This window comes from Microvirga arvi (genome assembly GCF_016892765.1).
GTDB classification, from domain to species: domain Bacteria; phylum Pseudomonadota; class Alphaproteobacteria; order Rhizobiales; family Beijerinckiaceae; genus Microvirga; species Microvirga arvi.
In genome coordinates, this window is sequence record NZ_JAFEMD010000037.1 from 1 (window position 1) to 15,630 (window position 15,630).

Below are 15,630 nucleotides of genomic sequence, written 5' to 3' on the forward strand. Positions count from 1 at the left end.
CAAGCCGCCCGATTCAGACGCTTTGCCGCCAGCCCTCCAGGTCATCGCTCATGCCAAGGAGGTCTCGCATCCAGACAATTAGCCTCCAAGAAATTAGAACAAAGATCGAACTTGTGCGTTTCTCAGCCTGAACGAGACCTGAGCCCTGTTCTCCGAGGTGGCCTATGAGCTCAAAGCGCAACTCCCTCGTCTTGCCTCCCTCGCTTCCAACTGCTGCCCGCAAGCTTTTCGAGCGGTTCGCCGTGCCTGCTGGGGGTGACGAGCACTCATACAGGCAGCGTCTCGCCGATATGCTCGCAACCCTACAGCCAAAGAATTCAATCGAGGCCTTCTGGGCCAAGGACATCGTCGATCTGACCTTGGAGATCGAGCGACTAAGACAGGTCGAGGCCGGACTTCTTGAGGCGCAGGCTCGTGACGCGAAGCGCACCAACGATGCTATTCAAAAGGAAATGGCAGAGGCAGCTGCCGGCCTTGACATATCTTTCTGGGCTCAAGAGCGAGGGCTAGACCATCGGGCGAATACTCCGGAGATCAAGGCGCAATTTGCCAAGTTCGTCGAAGAGCGACTTTCCATGTATTCGCAGAGCTCAGTCTCGCAAGTTCGTCCAAGCGGCCCGGGTGACATAGCTCAGGCCTTCATTCATCATAGCGCCGAGCTTGATCAAATTGGTCGGATGATCTCATCAGCGGAAATGCGCCGTCGACGCATCTTGCAGGAACTGGAACGGTACCGCTCAGCCCGACGCCCCCGATCCAGCGAAGCCGGCATCATTGATGCCCAGTTCACGGAACCGTCACCGCGCTAACGCGCTTCGGTGAAGGCAAGTGACTCCCAGATGTCCAAGAGCCACATCAGGGCCAAGGGTAGACGGAGCGCCTCAACCCCTGTGACCGGCCTGGCGCTTGCTCGGGGTGAGGATCAGGAGGCATACAAGGCCCTTCGGCAAGCCATAACGACGGACCTCCAGCCCTGCGACGCCATTGAAGCGATCCTCACGCAAACCATCATTGACCGCGCCTGGGATACCCTGCGCTGCCGGATGATCGAGAAATGTCTGCTTGCTTCGCCCTCGACGACAAGCGAGAACGCCGCACCCAATCGCAACGGCACCAAGAATAGCCTGGTGCGCAAACAAAGTGGAAGGCAGTCAGCGCAAGAGCCTGCCCTGCGCCGCCGGGGAGCGCGGGCTGCTCCTTCCGATGAGGACCGTGCCGCAGCACGAGAGGCTCTGGTCTCCGCCTATCAAACGCACTCTATCCCGCTAGAGGTCCTGACCCGCATATGCGCACGCGCCGAAGCCCAGCGCGATGCGGCTATCCAAGACCTTGAACGCTACCGGAGTTCGGTCCAGCGGCGACGCACCCACGAAATCGAGGACGCTGAGTTCACGGAGGTCACAGGCGATGGGGTCAAGCCAGAAACGGGAGGCCAACCGGCGCAACGCACAGAACAGCACCGGTCCCCGCAGTCCCGCAGGGCGCGCCCGCGCAAGCCGCAACGCGCTTAAACATGGTCTCGCGGTTGCCAGCCGGCACCCTGGTCTTGCCAGCATGGTCGATGAACTCGCGCAAGATCTGCTCGCCGAATTGGGAACGGTCCAAGAGATCGCGCCGGAGCTAATCCAGATTGTTGAAGCAGAAATCGACCTGTTGCGGGCCCGCCAAATCCGAGCTGTGCTTGTGCAGCGTCTTCAGGCGATGATCAAGGATGACACCCCAAACGACAACGCGATGACCTTGCTGGATCAACTCAGCCGGGCCGACCGATACGAGCGCCGCGCGCTCTCGCGCCGCAAGTTCGCGGTGCGTGACCTGACGAGGGCGTTGAACGAGCCTTCGGTGTCCACCGCAGGCGACGAGGGCAGGCGGTTCCTAGGTCGGGGTCCGGCCTAAGGTGTTGCCGGATCCGCCCCTGCGCCTCGTCAATTGGAACATGCAAGTTCCCGATCGAGTCGGGAACTATTCCTGCTACACCCGGGGCGATCGAGAATGGTCATGCGAGGTGGTGCGTGTGGCGCGGCTCATCGTCGGTGAGGCTGAGCCGCAGTGCGGATCCATTCGTCACAGTCAACTGGGCAGATGCGACGCTCGACCAGCGAAAGGCACGTCTTGAACTACCACCAATTTTGTATATACTTGCATGTATATACGGAGAATAAACATGGCCACCGCAAAGGTTTTTCAGTCAGGCAACAGCCAAGCCGTCAGATTGCCCAAGCAGTTTCGGCTGACGAGCGATGAGGTCGAGATCTATCGGCGGGGCGACGAAATCGTCCTGCGGGAGAAACCCAAAAATCTGGCCCGCGCATTCGAGCTGCTGTGTGATCTCTCGGATGTCGAGCGCGAGGATGGCCCGCCGCAGGAGCGCGAGGGGTTATGACAGCCCAACCCCGTTATCTCCTCGACACCGACATCTGCGTCTACATTCGCCGGGAGCGACCGCAAGCCGTCATGAAGCGGTTCAAGGCATTGCCTCCCGGCGCGATGGCTATTTCAGTGATAACCTATGGGGAACTGGCGTATGGGGTTCGCAAAGGCCCCGATCCTCGGAAAGCGATCATGGTCTTGGATGAACTGATTGCCCTGATCCCGGTCTTGCCGATGGCCACTGATGTGGCGGAGACCTATGGAACCATCCGATCCGGGCTGGCTGCTCGTGGCGAACTGATTGGCAACAACGATCTCTGGATCGCCGCCCATGCCAACAGCCTAGACGTGATCCTGGTTACCAACAATGAGAAAAAGTTTCAGCGGGTGAGTGGCCTCAAAATCGAAAATTGGGCCAAGGGATAAATGCTGACGGCTGGACTGCTCTGAAAGTGACTCGTTCGGTGACGACGCGGCAACCTTGCTCGGTCAGCTCATACGTCCGGACCGCTATGAGCGTTGCGGACACTCATGCCGCAAGTTTGCGGTTCATGAAACTTGTCCGTGCTCTGACTCAAACTTCATTCTCTCACGCAAGCGGCCTATAATAGGCGAAAATTGAGACTGCGGCTGTTTCGAGGACTGGCAAGACGGTCGTTACGCTCGTTCGATCGCAGCAAGCCACCTTTCTGACTGAGATGAAGAGTCATTTTCGCGGCACGATAGTGCCATCAATCTTCCTCTTCCAGCGGCTCAGTTTCCCGCACGGAAACGGGCGTTTGGTCTTATCGGCGCCGAGATGCCGGATCTTCTGCCGCTTGGCTTTGGCCGCACGCCGATGATCGTCACGGGTCTTGGCCCGTGCGCAGGTCGCATGCGCAGGGCCCATGTTGTCGGGCTCGTCCTGGCCTCCCAACTCCAAGGCTCGGATGTGCTCGATGATCCAACGCTCGCGGACTCCATCAATGCGCCGATCACACAGGACGCAAATCCCTTTGGCTCGTTCCCAAATCGCAAGCCGTACCCGTGATGAGAGCCGGGACCTTCGGGTCGTCCCGAGTTCTGACGTTTCCACCAGAGGCATGACGTGGCCTCCTCAGCAACAGCCGATGGCAGGAGGAGCTTCGCTCGGCAGCCGCGAAGACGCGTCGTCCTGTCGCTTTTCGGCTGGAGGGACGGTGCTATCATCTGCCTCAAAGGGAACGAGCCGAACGCGCAGTCCCAAGGAGGCGACTGTCGGTCGTTGAAAGACATCAGGCGCCGAGAGCGGCTCGACGTTGGGCGGTTGCTTCCCAGAGGAACCATCGCACTGGTGACGAGCCTGAGAGGTTTGGCTGTTCGAATCGCGGTCCGACGCAGCCGAGGGCAGGGTCTGTGAGGGCGACGTGTCAACAAGGGCGAGCACGCGGTCCGTGCGGCGAACGAGAGCGGCCGTCGTGACCGGATCAAAACCGAGGTGCTGATTGAGCGGATCTCGCAGCAGCAGCACAAGCTCTCGGATCAGCCGGATCAGGAGATCGCAATCGCGGCAGGTGCGCAGGGCGGCTTTTTCAGCGGCGTTCTCATCCCGTGCGATGAGAGCCTCCACAACCGCTCGAGCCGAGCGGATAGCATAGTGGAGTTCGGTGGGAGGATACGAAGCATCAATAAACCGATCCTGATCATCCATCATGAGGAAAGCTCCTGGGACAGCAATTTAACGTTATAATGTTAATTGACGTTACGTCAACCGCTTTTTGTCCGAAGCTTGGCCTCCAGGTGTTGAATGCCCCGCCACTTGGCGCGCCGCTATCCGAGAGCAGCGTGACGCAGCAGGCTCTCGAAGAGTGATTTTGGCAGAACGAAGCCAAATGAATATCGCGTGGCGGGTCTCCGGCTGAGACACCCTGCAACACCTGAAACCGCCCCGATCTTTTCCCGCTCCCGGGTGTTGTGTCTCCTGTGACATCAGCGGGAGGATCGGAGAGGGATGGCGGCCAACGGGGATATCTTGGATTGTCTGATCGTCGGCGGAGGGCCGGCGGGTTTGACGACAGCTTTGTATCTGGCCCGCTTCAAGCGCAGCTTCGCGGTGGTGGACAGCGGGACGCCCCGGGCGGCCTGGATCCCGACGAGCCACAACATTCCGGTCTTTGCGGAAGGCATTTCCGGCAAGGACATCCTGGCGCGGGCGCGGGCCAATCTCGAGCAATACGGCGTGACGATCCAGGCCGGCCGGATCACCGGCCTGCGCAAGCAGCCGGACCGTTTCATCGCGATGGTCGAGGATAACGATGGCGGCACCGGTCAGATCGCCGCCCGCCGGGTCGTGCTCGCCACGGGGGCGGTCGACATCGAGCCCGATCTGCCGGATGTGCCGAATGCCGTTCAGAGAGGTCTCGTCCGCTACTGCCCGATCTGCGACGGCTACGAGTCCCGCGACCGGAAGATCGCCGTCATCGCCTATGGTGCCCATGGCATAGGGGAGGCGGTCTTCATCGCCCGGACCTATTCCAGAGACGTGACTCTCCTGACCTTGGGGCAGAACCTGGAGCTCGATGCGGAGCAGCAGGCCAAGCTGGACGAGCACGGGATCAAGGTCGTGGTGGCTCCGGTCGAATCCCTTGCCATGGAGAACGACCGGATCTCAGCCGTGAACGTCGCCGGCAAGGAGCACCGTTTCGACGTTCTCTATTCGGCCTTGGGACTCAAGTACCGCTCGGACCTCGCGCTATCCTTAGACGCCGAGCATGATCCGTCAGGCAGCCTGATTGTCGACAGCCATTGCCAGACGAGCGTCAAAGGCCTTTATGCCGCGGGCGATATCGTCCGCGGGCTCGACCAGATCGTGGTCGGCATGGGCCATGCGGCGTTGGCCGCTACGCATATCCATAACCATTGCGAATTGCCCACCGAGGATGAGCCCGGCGGGGCATGAGCGAGGACCCTAGGACAATGCCTTGGCCAGCAGCGGAAGGCTGATGTCCATCCGGTAGTCGACGGAGGAATGGTCGTCGTGGAATTCCTCATAGGTGTGAGGAATTCCGGCAGCATCGAGCTTCCGGCGCATGATCCGTGAGCCGTAGACCATGTTGTACTGGTCGATGTCGCCGCAATCGATGTAGAAGGCCTTCAGGTTGCGCAGGTTTTCCTGGTGCTGCCTATCATCCACCATGCGCAGCGGATCCCAGCGCAGCCAGTTCGCCCAGCGCTCGTCGATGACCTCGCAGGTCTCGAGATCCACAGGGAGACGGATACCATAAAACTGGCTCGGATCGGGGTCGAAGCTTGCTGCTTGGGCGAGCAGCATCAGGGTATGCCAGTCCTTGTCCTTTGCCTTGGGGCCTGCTTCGAACTTGCGCAGGAAGGCTTCGATGGACATGCCGTGATCCACCAGATGACGCAGCGCACCGGCAAACTCGCCCAGGTGATAGAGGTATTCGAAGCCGACATCCCCGGAATGGGAGGCGGCGGCCGACCACACCGAGCCGCCATGGCGAAGCGCATGCACCATGGCGCCATAGCCGCCCGAGCTCTTTCCGAAGACGCCCCTGCGTCCGTCCCCGCCGCACGCGAAGCGGCCCTCCACGAAGGGCAGCATCTCGCGGATCAGGAAGGTCTCCCAATGACCCATGGCGGCGCTGTCGACATACTGGTTGCCGCCGAGCCGCGTGAAGCAGTCGGGGAAGGCCACAACGACCGGAGGCATGGCACCGGCGCCGATCAAGCGATCGAGGCGCTCGGGAACGTTCTCGCCGTAGTTCTTCCAATTGGTGTGGGCCGGTCCGCCAGCCGTGTAGCCGACGAGGTCGACGAGAAGGGGGAGGCCGCGCCCGTCGTGACCTGCGGGCACATAGACGTCGACCCGCCGCCGGGAGGGATCGCCAAGGAGATTGCCCTTGAGGCACTGGCTGTCGATCCAAAGGCTGTGCACCGCGCCTGCCGGCACGTCATGATTCTTGCGCATGGCTATCCCTCGTCAGATCAATTCCCAAGATGTGACTGTCGAAACGGCACTTGTCCAGAATCCGGGCCCTCGCGCCGGTTAATAAGTCCTTATCCCACCTAGCCATTCCACCGGCTGCGAGTCTACGGTGCCGTCCCAGGTGTCATAGATCGGCGTCACAGATCGGCGTCATACCTGGGGGATGAAGTCATGACCGACAGTTTCTTGCCGCGCTGGAGCTTGAAGACCGAAGGGGTCATCATGCCGGATGAGCGGCTGCCGACCGGCCAGATGATGGTCGTCGGCCTGCAGCACGTGGTCGCCATGTTCGGCGCAACCGTGCTGGCGCCGATCCTGATGGGATTCGACCCGAACGTCTCCATCCTGTTCTCCGGCCTGGCCACGCTGATCTTCTTTCTCGTGGTCGGCGGACGGGTGCCCAGCTATCTCGGCTCCAGCTTCGCCTTCATCGGTCCCGTCCTGGTTGCCACCGGCGCAAGCGTCGGGAGCCCAAACCCGAACATCCCCCTGGCACTCGGTGGCATCATCGCGGCCGGTGCGCTGTACTTCCTGATCGGACTCGTGGTTCAGCTGGCGGGGCACCGCTGGATCGAGCGGCTGATGCCGCCGGTGGTCACGGGCGCCATCGTGGCCGCCATCGGCCTCGTGCTCGCCCCCATCGCGATCAACAGCGCCTCCGGCGTCACGCCAGATAACCAGAACGGCAGCGACTTTGCCCGCTGGATTGCCCTCGCTACGGTCGTGGCGGTCGGCCTCGTGGCGGTCTATGCGCCGGGCATGTGGCGCCGTCTGCCGGTCCTGATCGGCGGTGTTGTCGGCTACCTGATCTACTTCATCTGCGCGAACGTCCTTGGGCTCGGTCAGCCGATCGACTTCACGAAGATCGGCGCGGCATCCTGGTTCGGCTTTCCGTCCTTCCAGAGCCCGGTCTTCGACATGCGCGCCATCAGCCTGATCGCTCCTGTGGCGGTGATTTTGGTGGCTGAGAATCTCGGGCACATCAAGGCCATCGGCGCCATGACGGGCCGCAACCTCGATCCCTATCTCGGGCGCGCCTTCATGGGTGATGGCCTGGCCACCATGCTGTCGGGCGCTGCCGGTGGTACGGGCATGACGACCTACGCCGAGAACATGGGCGTGATGGCCGTGACCCGCATCTACTCGACGCTGGTCTTCATCATCGCCGCAGGCTTCGCGCTGCTGCTCGGCCTTTCGCCCAAGTTCGGCGCCTTCATCGGCACGATCCCCGGGCCTGTGCTCGGTGGCCTCTCCATCGTGGTGTTCGGTCTTATCGCGGCCACCGCCGGCCGCATCTGGGTGGAGAACCGGGTCGACTTCTCGAACCCGCGCAACCTGATCACGGTGGCGGTGGCTCTTGTTCTGGGTGCCGGCAACTTCAAGCTGAATGTCGGCGGCTTCACCCTGGACGGCATCGGCACGGCGACCTTCGGCGCCATCATCCTCTATCATCTGCTGCGGATGGCACCGGCTACAGCGGACCGGGCTGAGACCGCACACTAGAGCATCGGACCCAAAAGTGGACTCCACTTTTGGGATCCCATCCGATGCTCCACTCTTTGAAGAGCGCATCGTTCGGGGCAGAAAACCGGGTCCACTTTTCCGCACGATGCGCTAGTTCCAGGCTTTCCAGGAACACGCATTTCGAGCCCGCGTTGAGCTTCAACGCGGGCTTCGTCGTTCTGCTCGGCCTTTAGTTGATCGGCTGGAGGCCCGCATCCTCTTCGCACAAGGGATGACAGCATGACCTCCGACCAGAACCAGACCCTGCCGCCTCAGGTGCAGGACCAGCAGCCCGGCCACGAGACCGAGATGAGCCCGCGACCCGATTACGAGCCCCGTTATCCCGGCAGCGGACGGTTGCAGGGCAAGGTCGCGCTCATCACCGGTGGGGACAGCGGCATCGGGCGGGCCGTCGCCGTTCTCTTTGCCCGCGAAGGCGCCGATCTCGCGATCCTTTATCTGAACGAGAACGAGGATGCGCAGGAGACGAAGCGTCTCGTGGAAAGGGAAGGACGTTCGTGCCTGACCATTGCAGGCGACGTCGGAGACCCTGGCTTTTGCCGCTCCGCAATCGATCAGGCCGTCCAGCGCTTCGGCAAGCTCGATGTGCTCATCAACAATGCCGCCGAGCAGCACCCGAAGAAGGATATCGAGGAGATCACGCCCTATCAGATCGACCGCACCTTCCGCACCAACATCTTCGGCTATTTCTATATGGTCCAAGCCGCGATGCCTCACCTCAAGAAGGGCACTGCCATCATCAACACCACCTCGGTGACCGCCTATCGCGGCAGCGCGGATCTGCTCGACTACAGCGCCACCAAGGGCGCGATCGTGGCCTTCACGCGATCCCTGGCTCAGAAGCTCGCAAGTGAAGGCATCCGTGTGAACGGTGTCGCGCCGGGTCCGATCTGGACACCGCTGATCCCTTCGACATTCCCGGCCGAAAAGGTGAAGCAGTTCGGTGCCAACACGCCCATGAAGCGTCCCGGCCAGCCGAACGAGGTGGCGCCGTCATACCTGTTCCTGGCCTGCGAGGATTCCTCCTACATCACTGGCTCGGTCCTGCACCCGAACGGCGGCGATCCCACGGAGGCTTAAAACAAGAAGGGCGGCTCGAAAGAGCCGCCCGAATTCTTTGTGGCGCTGCAGGAGATGTCAGCGCCTGCGGTGCACGCGCACCGGAACCGGAGTTTGCGAAGGGGTCATCAGCACGAAGAGCAGCATGACGACCGAGAGGGAGCCGCCGATCAGAAAAAGAACCTCCGCGATCTCGACCTGAGAAGCCACACCGGTGATCGCGGCAAAGGCGGTAACAACTGCAAAGATGAAAAGCGCACGAAGGGCAACCGGACGATTCATTGGTCATCTCTCCCAAGTGTTCTTGAAAACGTGTGGGTGGAAGGCAGGTTCCATGCGAATAAAAGCCTGCTTGAATACTTTTGAACCATAGATGAACGGAGCGAATAAAATCTCGCGGGCGGAACCCTACAGTCGCGCTTGGCGTTGTTTGAACATCGTCGGCTTACAGTCGATTGTATAGTTAGCGAGGTAACACCATGCTCGGTTGGGCAGTCACTTTTCTCATCGTCGCTCTGGTCGCAGCTCTGTTCGGCTTTGGCGGCATTGCCGGCACCGCCGTCGAGATCGCGAAGCTGATCTTCTTCGTTGCGATCGTTCTCTTCGCCATTTCCGCTGTCATTGGTCTCTTGCGCGGGCGCAGCCCGATGTAACGCCGATCCGGCAGTCTCAATGATGTCGAGCGCCGCCCCTCAAAAGGCGGCGCTTGTCATTTGAGGGGGGCCGTCGGGAGGGAAGGGGAGGCTTTGCGGGTCAGCCCTGAAGCGCAGCCCGGGTCATGCTGTCGGGGCCCAGGTCCTCGATGTCGTCGACATTCAGCAGCGAGGCAAGGCGAATGCGTGCCCGGTTCACGCGGCTCTTGATGGTGCCGACGGCGCATTCGCAGATGTTCGCGGCCTCCTCGTAGGAGAAGCCTGATGCGCCTACCAGGAGCAGGGCCTCGCGCTGGTCGGCAGGAAGCTGGGCGAGGGCGCTGCGAAAATCCTCGAAGTCGAGGTGGGAGCCCTGCTCAGGTTGAACCTTCAGGCGACCGGCATAGGACCCATCGGGATCCTCGACCTCGCGGCGGCGCTTCCTGTATTCGGAATGAAAGAGATTGCGGAGGATGGTGAAGAGCCAGGCATTTAGATTCGTGCCGGGCTCGAACCGGTGCAGATTGGAGAGCGCCCGAAGGAGGGTGTCCTGGACAAGGTCATCCGCCCTATCGACCTGACCCGAGAGCGAGATGGCGAAGGCGCGCAGGCTGGGAACCGCCGCAAGAAGAGCCTCCCGTAACTCAGGTTCCGGCTCTGGGGTCATTGAGACCCCTCCTTTCCCCCGTTCTTCTTGTCCAATTGATCAAGCAAATCCTTGAAGCGGTCCGGGACGGGCTGCTGCATGAGCTCGTCATACATGGCCCGGAGTTGGTCGCCGATGCGCTTCTGGCTGCCGCTGTCGAGCTTAGGATCGGTTGCAAGCTGGCTGCTCGAAGAATTGTCGAGACTGGCCCGAGCGAGCTTGTTCCCCTTATCAACCGTCATATTCTTCCCCTTGCCATCCCATAATTTCTGAGGGATGACCAACCTTGGCAGTATCCATATATTCGTTTTCGAGCAATAACGCTCTTTGCTGCACTCGGTTCCATTTTTGGAACTTTTGCAGCTTCGCCGCGTTGAACGAACCATCGGTACAATGAGTCAAAAGCACATTTAAGGGGAAGCGAATGTCGACAGCGCAGCTTGTCGTCCAGCACTTACCATACCTTCGTCGCTACGCACGCGCTCTGACAGGCAGCCAGATGGCGGGAGACGCCTATGTGGCCGCCACCTTGGAAACGCTTGTGAGCGAGCCTGAGACCATCGGTCCCTCTGGCAACGTGAAGGTCGAGCTCTTCCAGGTATTCACCCGAATCTGGAACTCCCTGTCGGTGAACGGCCGAAGCGAGCAGATTCAACGGGATCTGCCGGCGGAAGTCCGGCTCGGACAGATCACCCCGCTTCCTCGCCAGGCTTTCCTTCTCTCCTGCCTTGAAGGCTTCGGTGAGGAGGAGGTTGGCCAGATCCTCGACGTCGATACGCGGACTGTGCGCGATCTCGTTGACGAGGCGGGTCGCGAGCTCGCGGCCGACATGGCTACGGACATCCTCATCATCGAGGACGAGCCCCTGATTGCCATGGACCTCGAGGCTCTGGTCGAGGGCCTAGGCCACAACGTCACCGGCGTCGCCCGCACGCGGACGGAGGCTGTCAAGCTGGCAGCTGCCAAGCAGCCCGGTCTCATCCTGGCCGATATCCAGCTCGCGGATGGAAGCTCGGGTCTCGATGCGGTGAACGACCTCCTCAAGTCCTTCGAGGTTCCCGTCATCTTCATCACGGCTTATCCCGAGCGGTTCCTGACCGGCGAACGGCCGGAGCCGGCCTTCCTGATCGCCAAGCCGTTCCAGCCGGCGAACGTATCTGCGGTCATCAGCCAGGCGCTGTTCTTCCAGCAGAGCGCCCGCCGACGCGAGGCTCGGGCCGCCACGGCCTGACGCTGAAGCGAATATCAATCCAAATAGTAATGGCCCGGCTCCAGAGCCGGGCTTTTCTTTGGCGACCATGTATTGGGCACAAAAAAAGACGGGCTCTAAAGCCCGTCTAAGGTGCCGGCCAATGCACAAGGGGAATGCGGGGAGGACCAGGAGGCCGGTGCTTAAAGAACGCCTTATCGAAAATAATGGTTCCGGCATATTTTTACTCTTTTTATTCTTCTCTCCTACGTAAGGGGACAGGAACATCAAAGATACGGTCGCGTTGAATTTCGAAACGCTGAGGTTGAAGATCAGGAGAGAGGGATGTTCCGTACCCCTGTGGCACTCGTGGGACTGGCTGGGGTTTTCTTCATTGCCGGAAGCTTCGCTCCTGCATCCTTCAACATGGCCCCGGGGGCTCAGTCCGAAGTTCTGGCTGATGCTGCTATGCCCTGGCACATGAATGCTTCGACAAAGGGAGATCGCATCACGGCTCCTGTGCCGAGTGCTGCTCCCGCGACCGTGTCAATCGTTGAACTGGTCGGCGTCACAGAGGCCATGGTGATTCTCCGGGACCGTGACGGAAAGGTGCTCTACAAGTCCGACCCCCGCTTGGGGACCACCATCTATGCCCGTGACACGGATCTGCCTGTTGTCACCCTCAAGGAGGATTTGCAAACTCCTGTCGCTCAGCACCCTGTCAGGCGGCAGGAGGGCAACGAAGCTCCTGGCGAGCAGAAGCAGAAGAGCCGGAAGCCGGTCGGATGCATGGCCGATGTCAGCCCCCTGGCCAAAGGCAGTTCCGACAGAATGCCGAGTCTTTGCCTGGCGTTCCTGGAACGATCCCTTTCCTGACAGACAACGAATGGCGCGATCGCGGAAGCGGATTCGGTCTTGCCTTACTAGTGGGCTTCGCCTGTCACGGCCGGATCTGGCGCCCCATCCTTCGCAGCCACCTGCGTTGAAGGATTGGGAACCATTCTTCGCAACGAAGGTTCCTCTGGTTAGTGTGTAAGGTGCCGCTTTTTGCAAGAGAGGCACCAAGGATCGTTTGCTGTCTCATAATATTAATAAGTATTCATCTTATTGTTTGAATGACAAGCGGCCCGTAACATTGACTTGATCAGGTCAATCTTCGGAACGGTTGCTGCTGCTGAACGTTTATCTCCCGCGCACTTTGGCGCTTAACGCGATTTAATGTACCCTCAGGAGAAATAAGCAATGCTGAAGAAGCATATGGCAGCTTGCCTTGTAGTGACGGCTTTCGCGGCTGCGCCCGCCCTCGCACAGACCTCGACCACCCCGTCGGCCCCGACCGACCGTCCGGCCGCTTCTGGCTCCGGCACCACCAGCACCGGCTCGCCGGCCATGCAGCCCAGCTCCTCCGGCTCCTCAACGACGATGAACCAGAGCAGCGGCATGCAGGGTCAGTTCATGACCAAGATGGAAGCCAACCAGATGATGGCTTCCGACCTGATCGGCACCCGCGTGGTCAGCACGAACAATGAATCCATCGGCGACATCAATGACGTGATCGTGGACCGCAATGGTCAGATCATGGCAGCCGTGGTCGGCGTCGGCGGCTTCCTCGGAATTGGTGAGAAGGATGTGGCTGTTCCCTTCAAGTCGCTCGAGTTCATGAACGCTCAGCAGGTTCAGGCCATGAACAGCAGCAACACCGGCGGCAATAGCAGTGTTGCGACGACCGGCTCGACCGCGACAGGCAACACCACCGCGACGGGCTCAGGCACGGCCGGCTCCTCCAACATGGCTGCCAACACCACCAGCAGCAATGCCTCAGCCAAGCAGAACCAGCCTGAGCGTGTAGTCCTGCGTATGACGAAGGCTGAACTTCAGGCGGCTCCGGCTTTTGACGAGGATGGCGACAACAGCAGCAACCGTTCGACTACCGGTTCGACCGGCGCTACGACCACTGCTCCCAAGCCGTAACCGGTTCGTCCTTCTGATCTGTCAAGCGGCACCTGGGATTTCCAGGTGCCGTTTTTGATTCTGCCAGCAATTCCTGCGCTTCCGGCAAAATAAAAGGCGCAGCCAATTCGGCTGCGCCTCTAAGGTGCCAGTCCAAGGGGGCATTCGGACCGGTTGCAGGCATAACACCGTCTTCCTCAATCCGGTTCCCGCCACTTTTTGAAAATTTTCAGCCTTGTCCCGACGAGCCTGGCTGGACTTCTTGCCGCATAAGGAACTGGGGTCCGGCGCATACGTTGCCGTTTCGAACACGATGCGGAGGGAGCGATGACAGCAACGAACGAATTGGATGCCGTGCTTTGCCAGGAGGAGCTGCCCGACGAGTTCTCCCGGATGCCCTCGAGTTCTTCTACCAGAGACAAGCCATCCGTAGCTTTCATGCTGAGCGGCGTGATCTCCGTCTCCTACCAGGATGAGGTGACCTGTCCCCTGATGCTCAGGCGCCATCTCGTCGTTCCGGCCTGGCCCCATGTCGTGCCGGCTGGGGCATGTGCCAGTGTCGCCCCACTGGCGTCCAGCTGAGGGCGGCATGGTCGAAGCATTGTCGCACCCGTTCCCATCAAGTTCCGTGGCGGTCCTCCTGCATCCAAGCACCGTCCCCGTCATCGACGTGTTCCGTTCTCTCAGCCGCCTCGAGAACCAATATGATCTGGCAATGCTCGATGGGTCCGAGCAGGCGCTGACAGCTTATACCCAGCCCGAGGCTGCCAAGAGCATCGTTTCCGACGCCCTTCTTCTGGCTTTCGCCCTGACGCGGCAGCGCGGTCGGCCCTTCGTCTACCGGCAGGTCGGTTCCCGCCACGGAAGCGTGGACGAGTACTGTCTCCTGACCATGATCGGGGCCTCGCGTGATCCGTCATCGGGTGTCGCTCTCGAAGCAGCCCGCCTTCTGGAGATCGAGTCGCTCGATTTTATGGCCGCTTTGGCGGGTGAAATGGTCCACCAGTTTGATCTCGGTGCTCTTGCCTTCGAGGTTCCGAGCCTTTCCGATTTCAGGGCCATGATGGGCTACAAGGAGCCCGAGGAGGTTCTGATCGGTTCCAGCCTGAACAGGGCCGAATTCAGCTTCCGACAGCACTGATGCTTTTTGCTGATCGCTCATTCCAAGATTAAAGGGGCCGCTGAGCGGCCCCTTTTTATAGTATGAGAGCAGAGATTATTCCTGATTGCCGCGTGTATTGCCCGAGGCCTGACCGCCCTTGCGGCCCGCTTCGGAAGCAAGCTCACGATCCTGCGAGAAAGACCGCTTTTCGGCGGGCACGCTCTTACCGCCTTTGCTCGCGATTTCACGCTGCCGATCAGAGTCCATCGACGCGAAGCCACGCTTCGAAGTCGAACTAGCTGGCGCCATTTTATGCCTCCTTATCGAGTGGTGTTCGTGCTTCTTCAACCGCTCGCGGATTCGATGGTTCCGGTTAAGGAGGGGCAACCTTTGCAAAAAATTCTGCGAAATAATTCAGGCCACGCAAATTGTTGCGCTTCGGTCAAATGTTCGCCCCTGGGAAACAAGGCAACAACTTGTCAGTAGGAATATGAACCAAGAAGGTACTTGCCTCGATACAGATGAGGAAATGTGGCTATATTTGGCAATAGATGAGCTCTCAAAGGCAAGTCATTGAAGATCCCCTATCGCACTGCAACGTAGGGTGCTGAATTCAGGCTGCCTCATGGGTATCGCGACAAGTCGAAGAGAAGGCGACGGAGTAGTGCTCCGACAGGCTGCATCGGTATAAAGATTGAGCGAGCGCCTCCTTCCATGCGCTCCTGACGAGGACGGCAGAGGATAAGGATCAGATGACTTACGACGACAATAATGTGTTTGCGAAAATCCTTCGCGGTGAGCTGCCCTGTCACAAGGTCTACGAGACGGATCGTGTCCTAGCCTTCATGGATGTCATGCCCCGTGGCGACGGGCACGTGCTCGTTGTTCCCAAGGTCAAAGCCCGCAACATCCTGGACATCGAGCCCGATGACCTCGCCGAGCTCGCCAGAGCGGTGCAGGTCGTGGGAAAGGCTGCCAAGAGCGCGCTGTCAGCCGAGGGGCTGACGATCCAGCAGTTCAATGAAAGCGCGGGGGGGCAGGTCGTCTTCCACATCCACTTCCATGTGATTCCCCGCTTTGAGGGCGTGCCGCTGAAGCCTCACACGGGTCAGATGGAAAAACCTGAGGTGCTGACGCAAATGGCTGCCAGGATCCGCACGGCGCTGTCTGAGGCATGAAGAGCACGAGCGGCAG

22 protein-coding genes are annotated in these 15,630 nt (G+C 60.2%); 16 read left to right on the forward strand and 6 right to left on the reverse strand.

The genetic code is table 11. From position 1 onward, the window contains the following. Window positions 1-164: 164 nt before the first annotated feature. The 5 genes from ILT44_RS20285 (at window position 165) to vapC (ending at window position 2,796) form a co-directional block, all read left to right on the forward strand. Window positions 165-809, forward strand: a complete 645-nt coding sequence (locus ILT44_RS20285; protein ID WP_204241435.1) for a nucleoside triphosphate pyrophosphohydrolase family protein — start codon at window positions 165-167, stop codon at window positions 807-809. 30 nt (window positions 810-839) lie between these two features. After that, window positions 840-1,511 (forward strand): hypothetical protein, encoded by a 672-nt coding sequence (locus tag ILT44_RS20290; RefSeq protein ID WP_204241436.1) that lies wholly within the window; start codon window positions 840-842, stop codon window positions 1,509-1,511. Window positions 1,512-1,554: 43 nt separating this feature from the next. After that, a complete protein-coding gene (locus ILT44_RS20295) occupies window positions 1,555-1,896 on the forward strand; it encodes a hypothetical protein (RefSeq protein WP_204241437.1) in 342 nt (113 codons plus the stop codon). A 268-nt stretch (window positions 1,897-2,164) separates the two neighbouring features. Continuing rightward, window positions 2,165-2,383 (forward strand): antitoxin, encoded by a 219-nt coding sequence (locus ILT44_RS20300; RefSeq protein WP_204241438.1) that lies wholly within the window; start codon window positions 2,165-2,167, stop codon window positions 2,381-2,383. After that, window positions 2,380-2,796, forward strand: a complete 417-nt coding sequence (gene vapC / locus ILT44_RS20305; protein ID WP_204241439.1) for a type II toxin-antitoxin system tRNA(fMet)-specific endonuclease VapC — start codon at window positions 2,380-2,382, stop codon at window positions 2,794-2,796. The genes ILT44_RS20300 and vapC overlap by 4 nt, the downstream gene beginning before the upstream one ends. A gap of 280 nt (window positions 2,797-3,076) precedes the next feature. Here the strand turns inward: vapC and ILT44_RS31925 are convergent, their stop codons facing one another. After that, on the reverse strand, window positions 3,077-3,454 hold the full coding sequence (locus ILT44_RS31925; protein ID WP_204241440.1) for an HNH endonuclease signature motif containing protein: 378 nt from the start codon (window positions 3,452-3,454) through the stop codon (window positions 3,077-3,079). Window positions 3,455-3,826: 372 nt separating this feature from the next. Between ILT44_RS31925 and ILT44_RS20315 the strand changes: the two genes are divergently transcribed. Both ILT44_RS20315 and ILT44_RS20320 read left to right on the forward strand, forming a co-directional pair. Then, entirely contained in the window at window positions 3,827-4,078 is a 252-nt protein-coding gene (locus ILT44_RS20315) for a hypothetical protein (RefSeq protein WP_204241441.1), read from the forward strand. A gap of 261 nt (window positions 4,079-4,339) precedes the next feature. Next, on the forward strand, window positions 4,340-5,287 hold the full coding sequence (locus ILT44_RS20320; RefSeq protein WP_239468404.1) for an NAD(P)/FAD-dependent oxidoreductase: 948 nt from the start codon (window positions 4,340-4,342) through the stop codon (window positions 5,285-5,287). A 9-nt stretch (window positions 5,288-5,296) separates the two neighbouring features. Here ILT44_RS20320 and ILT44_RS20325 read toward each other — a convergent pair whose 3' ends face one another. Further along, on the reverse strand, window positions 5,297-6,316 hold the full coding sequence (locus ILT44_RS20325) for an alpha/beta hydrolase (protein ID WP_204241443.1): 1,020 nt from the start codon (window positions 6,314-6,316) through the stop codon (window positions 5,297-5,299). A gap of 189 nt (window positions 6,317-6,505) precedes the next feature. Between ILT44_RS20325 and ILT44_RS20330 the strand changes: the two genes are divergently transcribed. Together ILT44_RS20330 and ILT44_RS20335 are read left to right on the forward strand one after the other, a co-directional pair. Then, window positions 6,506-7,837, forward strand: coding sequence for a solute carrier family 23 protein (locus tag ILT44_RS20330; protein ID WP_204241444.1), 1,332 nt, complete (start codon window positions 6,506-6,508; stop codon window positions 7,835-7,837). Between the two features lie 240 nt (window positions 7,838-8,077). Further along, window positions 8,078-8,938 carry an SDR family oxidoreductase gene (locus ILT44_RS20335; RefSeq protein ID WP_204241445.1) on the forward strand — a complete coding sequence of 287 codons (861 nt, stop codon included), beginning with the start codon at window positions 8,078-8,080 and terminating at the stop codon, window positions 8,936-8,938. A 57-nt stretch (window positions 8,939-8,995) separates the two neighbouring features. On the opposite strand, the gene ILT44_RS20340 is transcribed toward ILT44_RS20335, so the two are convergent. Beyond that, a complete protein-coding gene (locus tag ILT44_RS20340) occupies window positions 8,996-9,199 on the reverse strand; it encodes a hypothetical protein (RefSeq protein WP_204241446.1) in 204 nt (67 codons plus the stop codon). Between the two features lie 197 nt (window positions 9,200-9,396). Here ILT44_RS20340 and ILT44_RS20345 point away from each other — a divergent pair, with 197 nt between their 5' ends. Then, a complete protein-coding gene (locus ILT44_RS20345) occupies window positions 9,397-9,570 on the forward strand; it encodes a DUF1328 domain-containing protein (protein WP_204241447.1) in 174 nt (57 codons plus the stop codon). Between the two features lie 100 nt (window positions 9,571-9,670). On the opposite strand, the gene ILT44_RS20350 is transcribed toward ILT44_RS20345, so the two are convergent. Both ILT44_RS20350 and ILT44_RS20355 read right to left on the reverse strand, forming a co-directional pair. Further along, window positions 9,671-10,216, reverse strand: coding sequence for a sigma-70 family RNA polymerase sigma factor (locus tag ILT44_RS20350; protein WP_204241448.1), 546 nt, complete (start codon window positions 10,214-10,216; stop codon window positions 9,671-9,673). After that, the gene (locus tag ILT44_RS20355) at window positions 10,213-10,437 is read right to left on the reverse strand and encodes a NepR family anti-sigma factor (RefSeq protein ID WP_204241449.1); all 225 of its coding nucleotides are present in this window, start codon (window positions 10,435-10,437) and stop codon (window positions 10,213-10,215) included. The genes ILT44_RS20350 and ILT44_RS20355 overlap by 4 nt, the downstream gene beginning before the upstream one ends. A gap of 182 nt (window positions 10,438-10,619) precedes the next feature. On the opposite strand from ILT44_RS20355, the gene ILT44_RS20360 reads away from it, so the two are divergent. From ILT44_RS20360 to ILT44_RS20380, 5 genes are all read left to right on the forward strand, one after another. Beyond that, on the forward strand, window positions 10,620-11,426 hold the full coding sequence (locus tag ILT44_RS20360; RefSeq protein ID WP_036347878.1) for a response regulator: 807 nt from the start codon (window positions 10,620-10,622) through the stop codon (window positions 11,424-11,426). Window positions 11,427-11,729: 303 nt separating this feature from the next. Then, window positions 11,730-12,260 carry a hypothetical protein gene (locus ILT44_RS20365; RefSeq protein ID WP_204241450.1) on the forward strand — a complete coding sequence of 177 codons (531 nt, stop codon included), beginning with the start codon at window positions 11,730-11,732 and terminating at the stop codon, window positions 12,258-12,260. Window positions 12,261-12,626: 366 nt separating this feature from the next. Then, window positions 12,627-13,355: a PRC-barrel domain-containing protein gene (locus ILT44_RS20370; RefSeq protein WP_204241451.1), complete on the forward strand. Its 729-nt coding sequence runs from the start codon at window positions 12,627-12,629 to the stop codon at window positions 13,353-13,355. 306 nt (window positions 13,356-13,661) lie between these two features. Further along, a complete protein-coding gene (locus ILT44_RS20375) occupies window positions 13,662-13,916 on the forward strand; it encodes a hypothetical protein (RefSeq protein ID WP_204241452.1) in 255 nt (84 codons plus the stop codon). A 7-nt stretch (window positions 13,917-13,923) separates the two neighbouring features. Beyond that, on the forward strand, window positions 13,924-14,475 hold the full coding sequence (locus tag ILT44_RS20380) for a hypothetical protein (RefSeq protein WP_204241453.1): 552 nt from the start codon (window positions 13,924-13,926) through the stop codon (window positions 14,473-14,475). Window positions 14,476-14,550: 75 nt separating this feature from the next. Here the strand turns inward: ILT44_RS20380 and ILT44_RS20385 are convergent, their stop codons facing one another. After that, the gene (locus tag ILT44_RS20385; protein WP_204241484.1) at window positions 14,551-14,745 is read right to left on the reverse strand and encodes a con-10 family general stress protein; all 195 of its coding nucleotides are present in this window, start codon (window positions 14,743-14,745) and stop codon (window positions 14,551-14,553) included. A gap of 443 nt (window positions 14,746-15,188) precedes the next feature. Here ILT44_RS20385 and ILT44_RS20390 point away from each other — a divergent pair, with 443 nt between their 5' ends. Beyond that, window positions 15,189-15,614: an HIT family protein gene (locus ILT44_RS20390; RefSeq protein ID WP_204241454.1), complete on the forward strand. Its 426-nt coding sequence runs from the start codon at window positions 15,189-15,191 to the stop codon at window positions 15,612-15,614. Window positions 15,615-15,630 lie beyond the last annotated feature (16 nt).

Bases quoted from the DNA above. Each gene is read 5' to 3' on its own strand.
- ILT44_RS20285 (WP_204241435.1), top strand. From the start codon at position 165: ATGAGCTCAAAGCGCAACTCCCTCGTCTTGCCTCCCTCGCTTCCAACT.
- ILT44_RS20290 (WP_204241436.1), top strand. From the start codon at position 840: ATGTCCAAGAGCCACATCAGGGCCAAGGGTAGACGGAGCGCCTCAACC.
- ILT44_RS20295 (WP_204241437.1), top strand. From the start codon at position 1,555: ATGGTCGATGAACTCGCGCAAGATCTGCTCGCCGAATTGGGAACGGTC.
- ILT44_RS20300 (WP_204241438.1), top strand. From the start codon at position 2,165: ATGGCCACCGCAAAGGTTTTTCAGTCAGGCAACAGCCAAGCCGTCAGA.
- vapC (WP_204241439.1), top strand. From the start codon at position 2,380: ATGACAGCCCAACCCCGTTATCTCCTCGACACCGACATCTGCGTCTAC.
- ILT44_RS31925 (WP_204241440.1), bottom strand. From the start codon at position 3,454: ATGCCTCTGGTGGAAACGTCAGAACTCGGGACGACCCGAAGGTCCCGG.
- ILT44_RS20320 (WP_239468404.1), top strand. From the start codon at position 4,340: ATGGCGGCCAACGGGGATATCTTGGATTGTCTGATCGTCGGCGGAGGG.
- ILT44_RS20325 (WP_204241443.1), bottom strand. From the start codon at position 6,316: ATGCGCAAGAATCATGACGTGCCGGCAGGCGCGGTGCACAGCCTTTGG.
- ILT44_RS20330 (WP_204241444.1), top strand. From the start codon at position 6,506: ATGACCGACAGTTTCTTGCCGCGCTGGAGCTTGAAGACCGAAGGGGTC.
- ILT44_RS20335 (WP_204241445.1), top strand. From the start codon at position 8,078: ATGACCTCCGACCAGAACCAGACCCTGCCGCCTCAGGTGCAGGACCAG.
- ILT44_RS20340 (WP_204241446.1), bottom strand. From the start codon at position 9,199: ATGAATCGTCCGGTTGCCCTTCGTGCGCTTTTCATCTTTGCAGTTGTT.
- ILT44_RS20345 (WP_204241447.1), top strand. From the start codon at position 9,397: ATGCTCGGTTGGGCAGTCACTTTTCTCATCGTCGCTCTGGTCGCAGCT.
- ILT44_RS20350 (WP_204241448.1), bottom strand. From the start codon at position 10,216: ATGACCCCAGAGCCGGAACCTGAGTTACGGGAGGCTCTTCTTGCGGCG.
- ILT44_RS20355 (WP_204241449.1), bottom strand. From the start codon at position 10,437: ATGACGGTTGATAAGGGGAACAAGCTCGCTCGGGCCAGTCTCGACAAT.
- ILT44_RS20360 (WP_036347878.1), top strand. From the start codon at position 10,620: ATGTCGACAGCGCAGCTTGTCGTCCAGCACTTACCATACCTTCGTCGC.
- ILT44_RS20365 (WP_204241450.1), top strand. From the start codon at position 11,730: ATGTTCCGTACCCCTGTGGCACTCGTGGGACTGGCTGGGGTTTTCTTC.
- ILT44_RS20370 (WP_204241451.1), top strand. From the start codon at position 12,627: ATGCTGAAGAAGCATATGGCAGCTTGCCTTGTAGTGACGGCTTTCGCG.
- ILT44_RS20375 (WP_204241452.1), top strand. From the start codon at position 13,662: ATGACAGCAACGAACGAATTGGATGCCGTGCTTTGCCAGGAGGAGCTG.
- ILT44_RS20380 (WP_204241453.1), top strand. From the start codon at position 13,924: ATGGTCGAAGCATTGTCGCACCCGTTCCCATCAAGTTCCGTGGCGGTC.
- ILT44_RS20385 (WP_204241484.1), bottom strand. From the start codon at position 14,745: ATGGCGCCAGCTAGTTCGACTTCGAAGCGTGGCTTCGCGTCGATGGAC.
- ILT44_RS20390 (WP_204241454.1), top strand. From the start codon at position 15,189: ATGACTTACGACGACAATAATGTGTTTGCGAAAATCCTTCGCGGTGAG.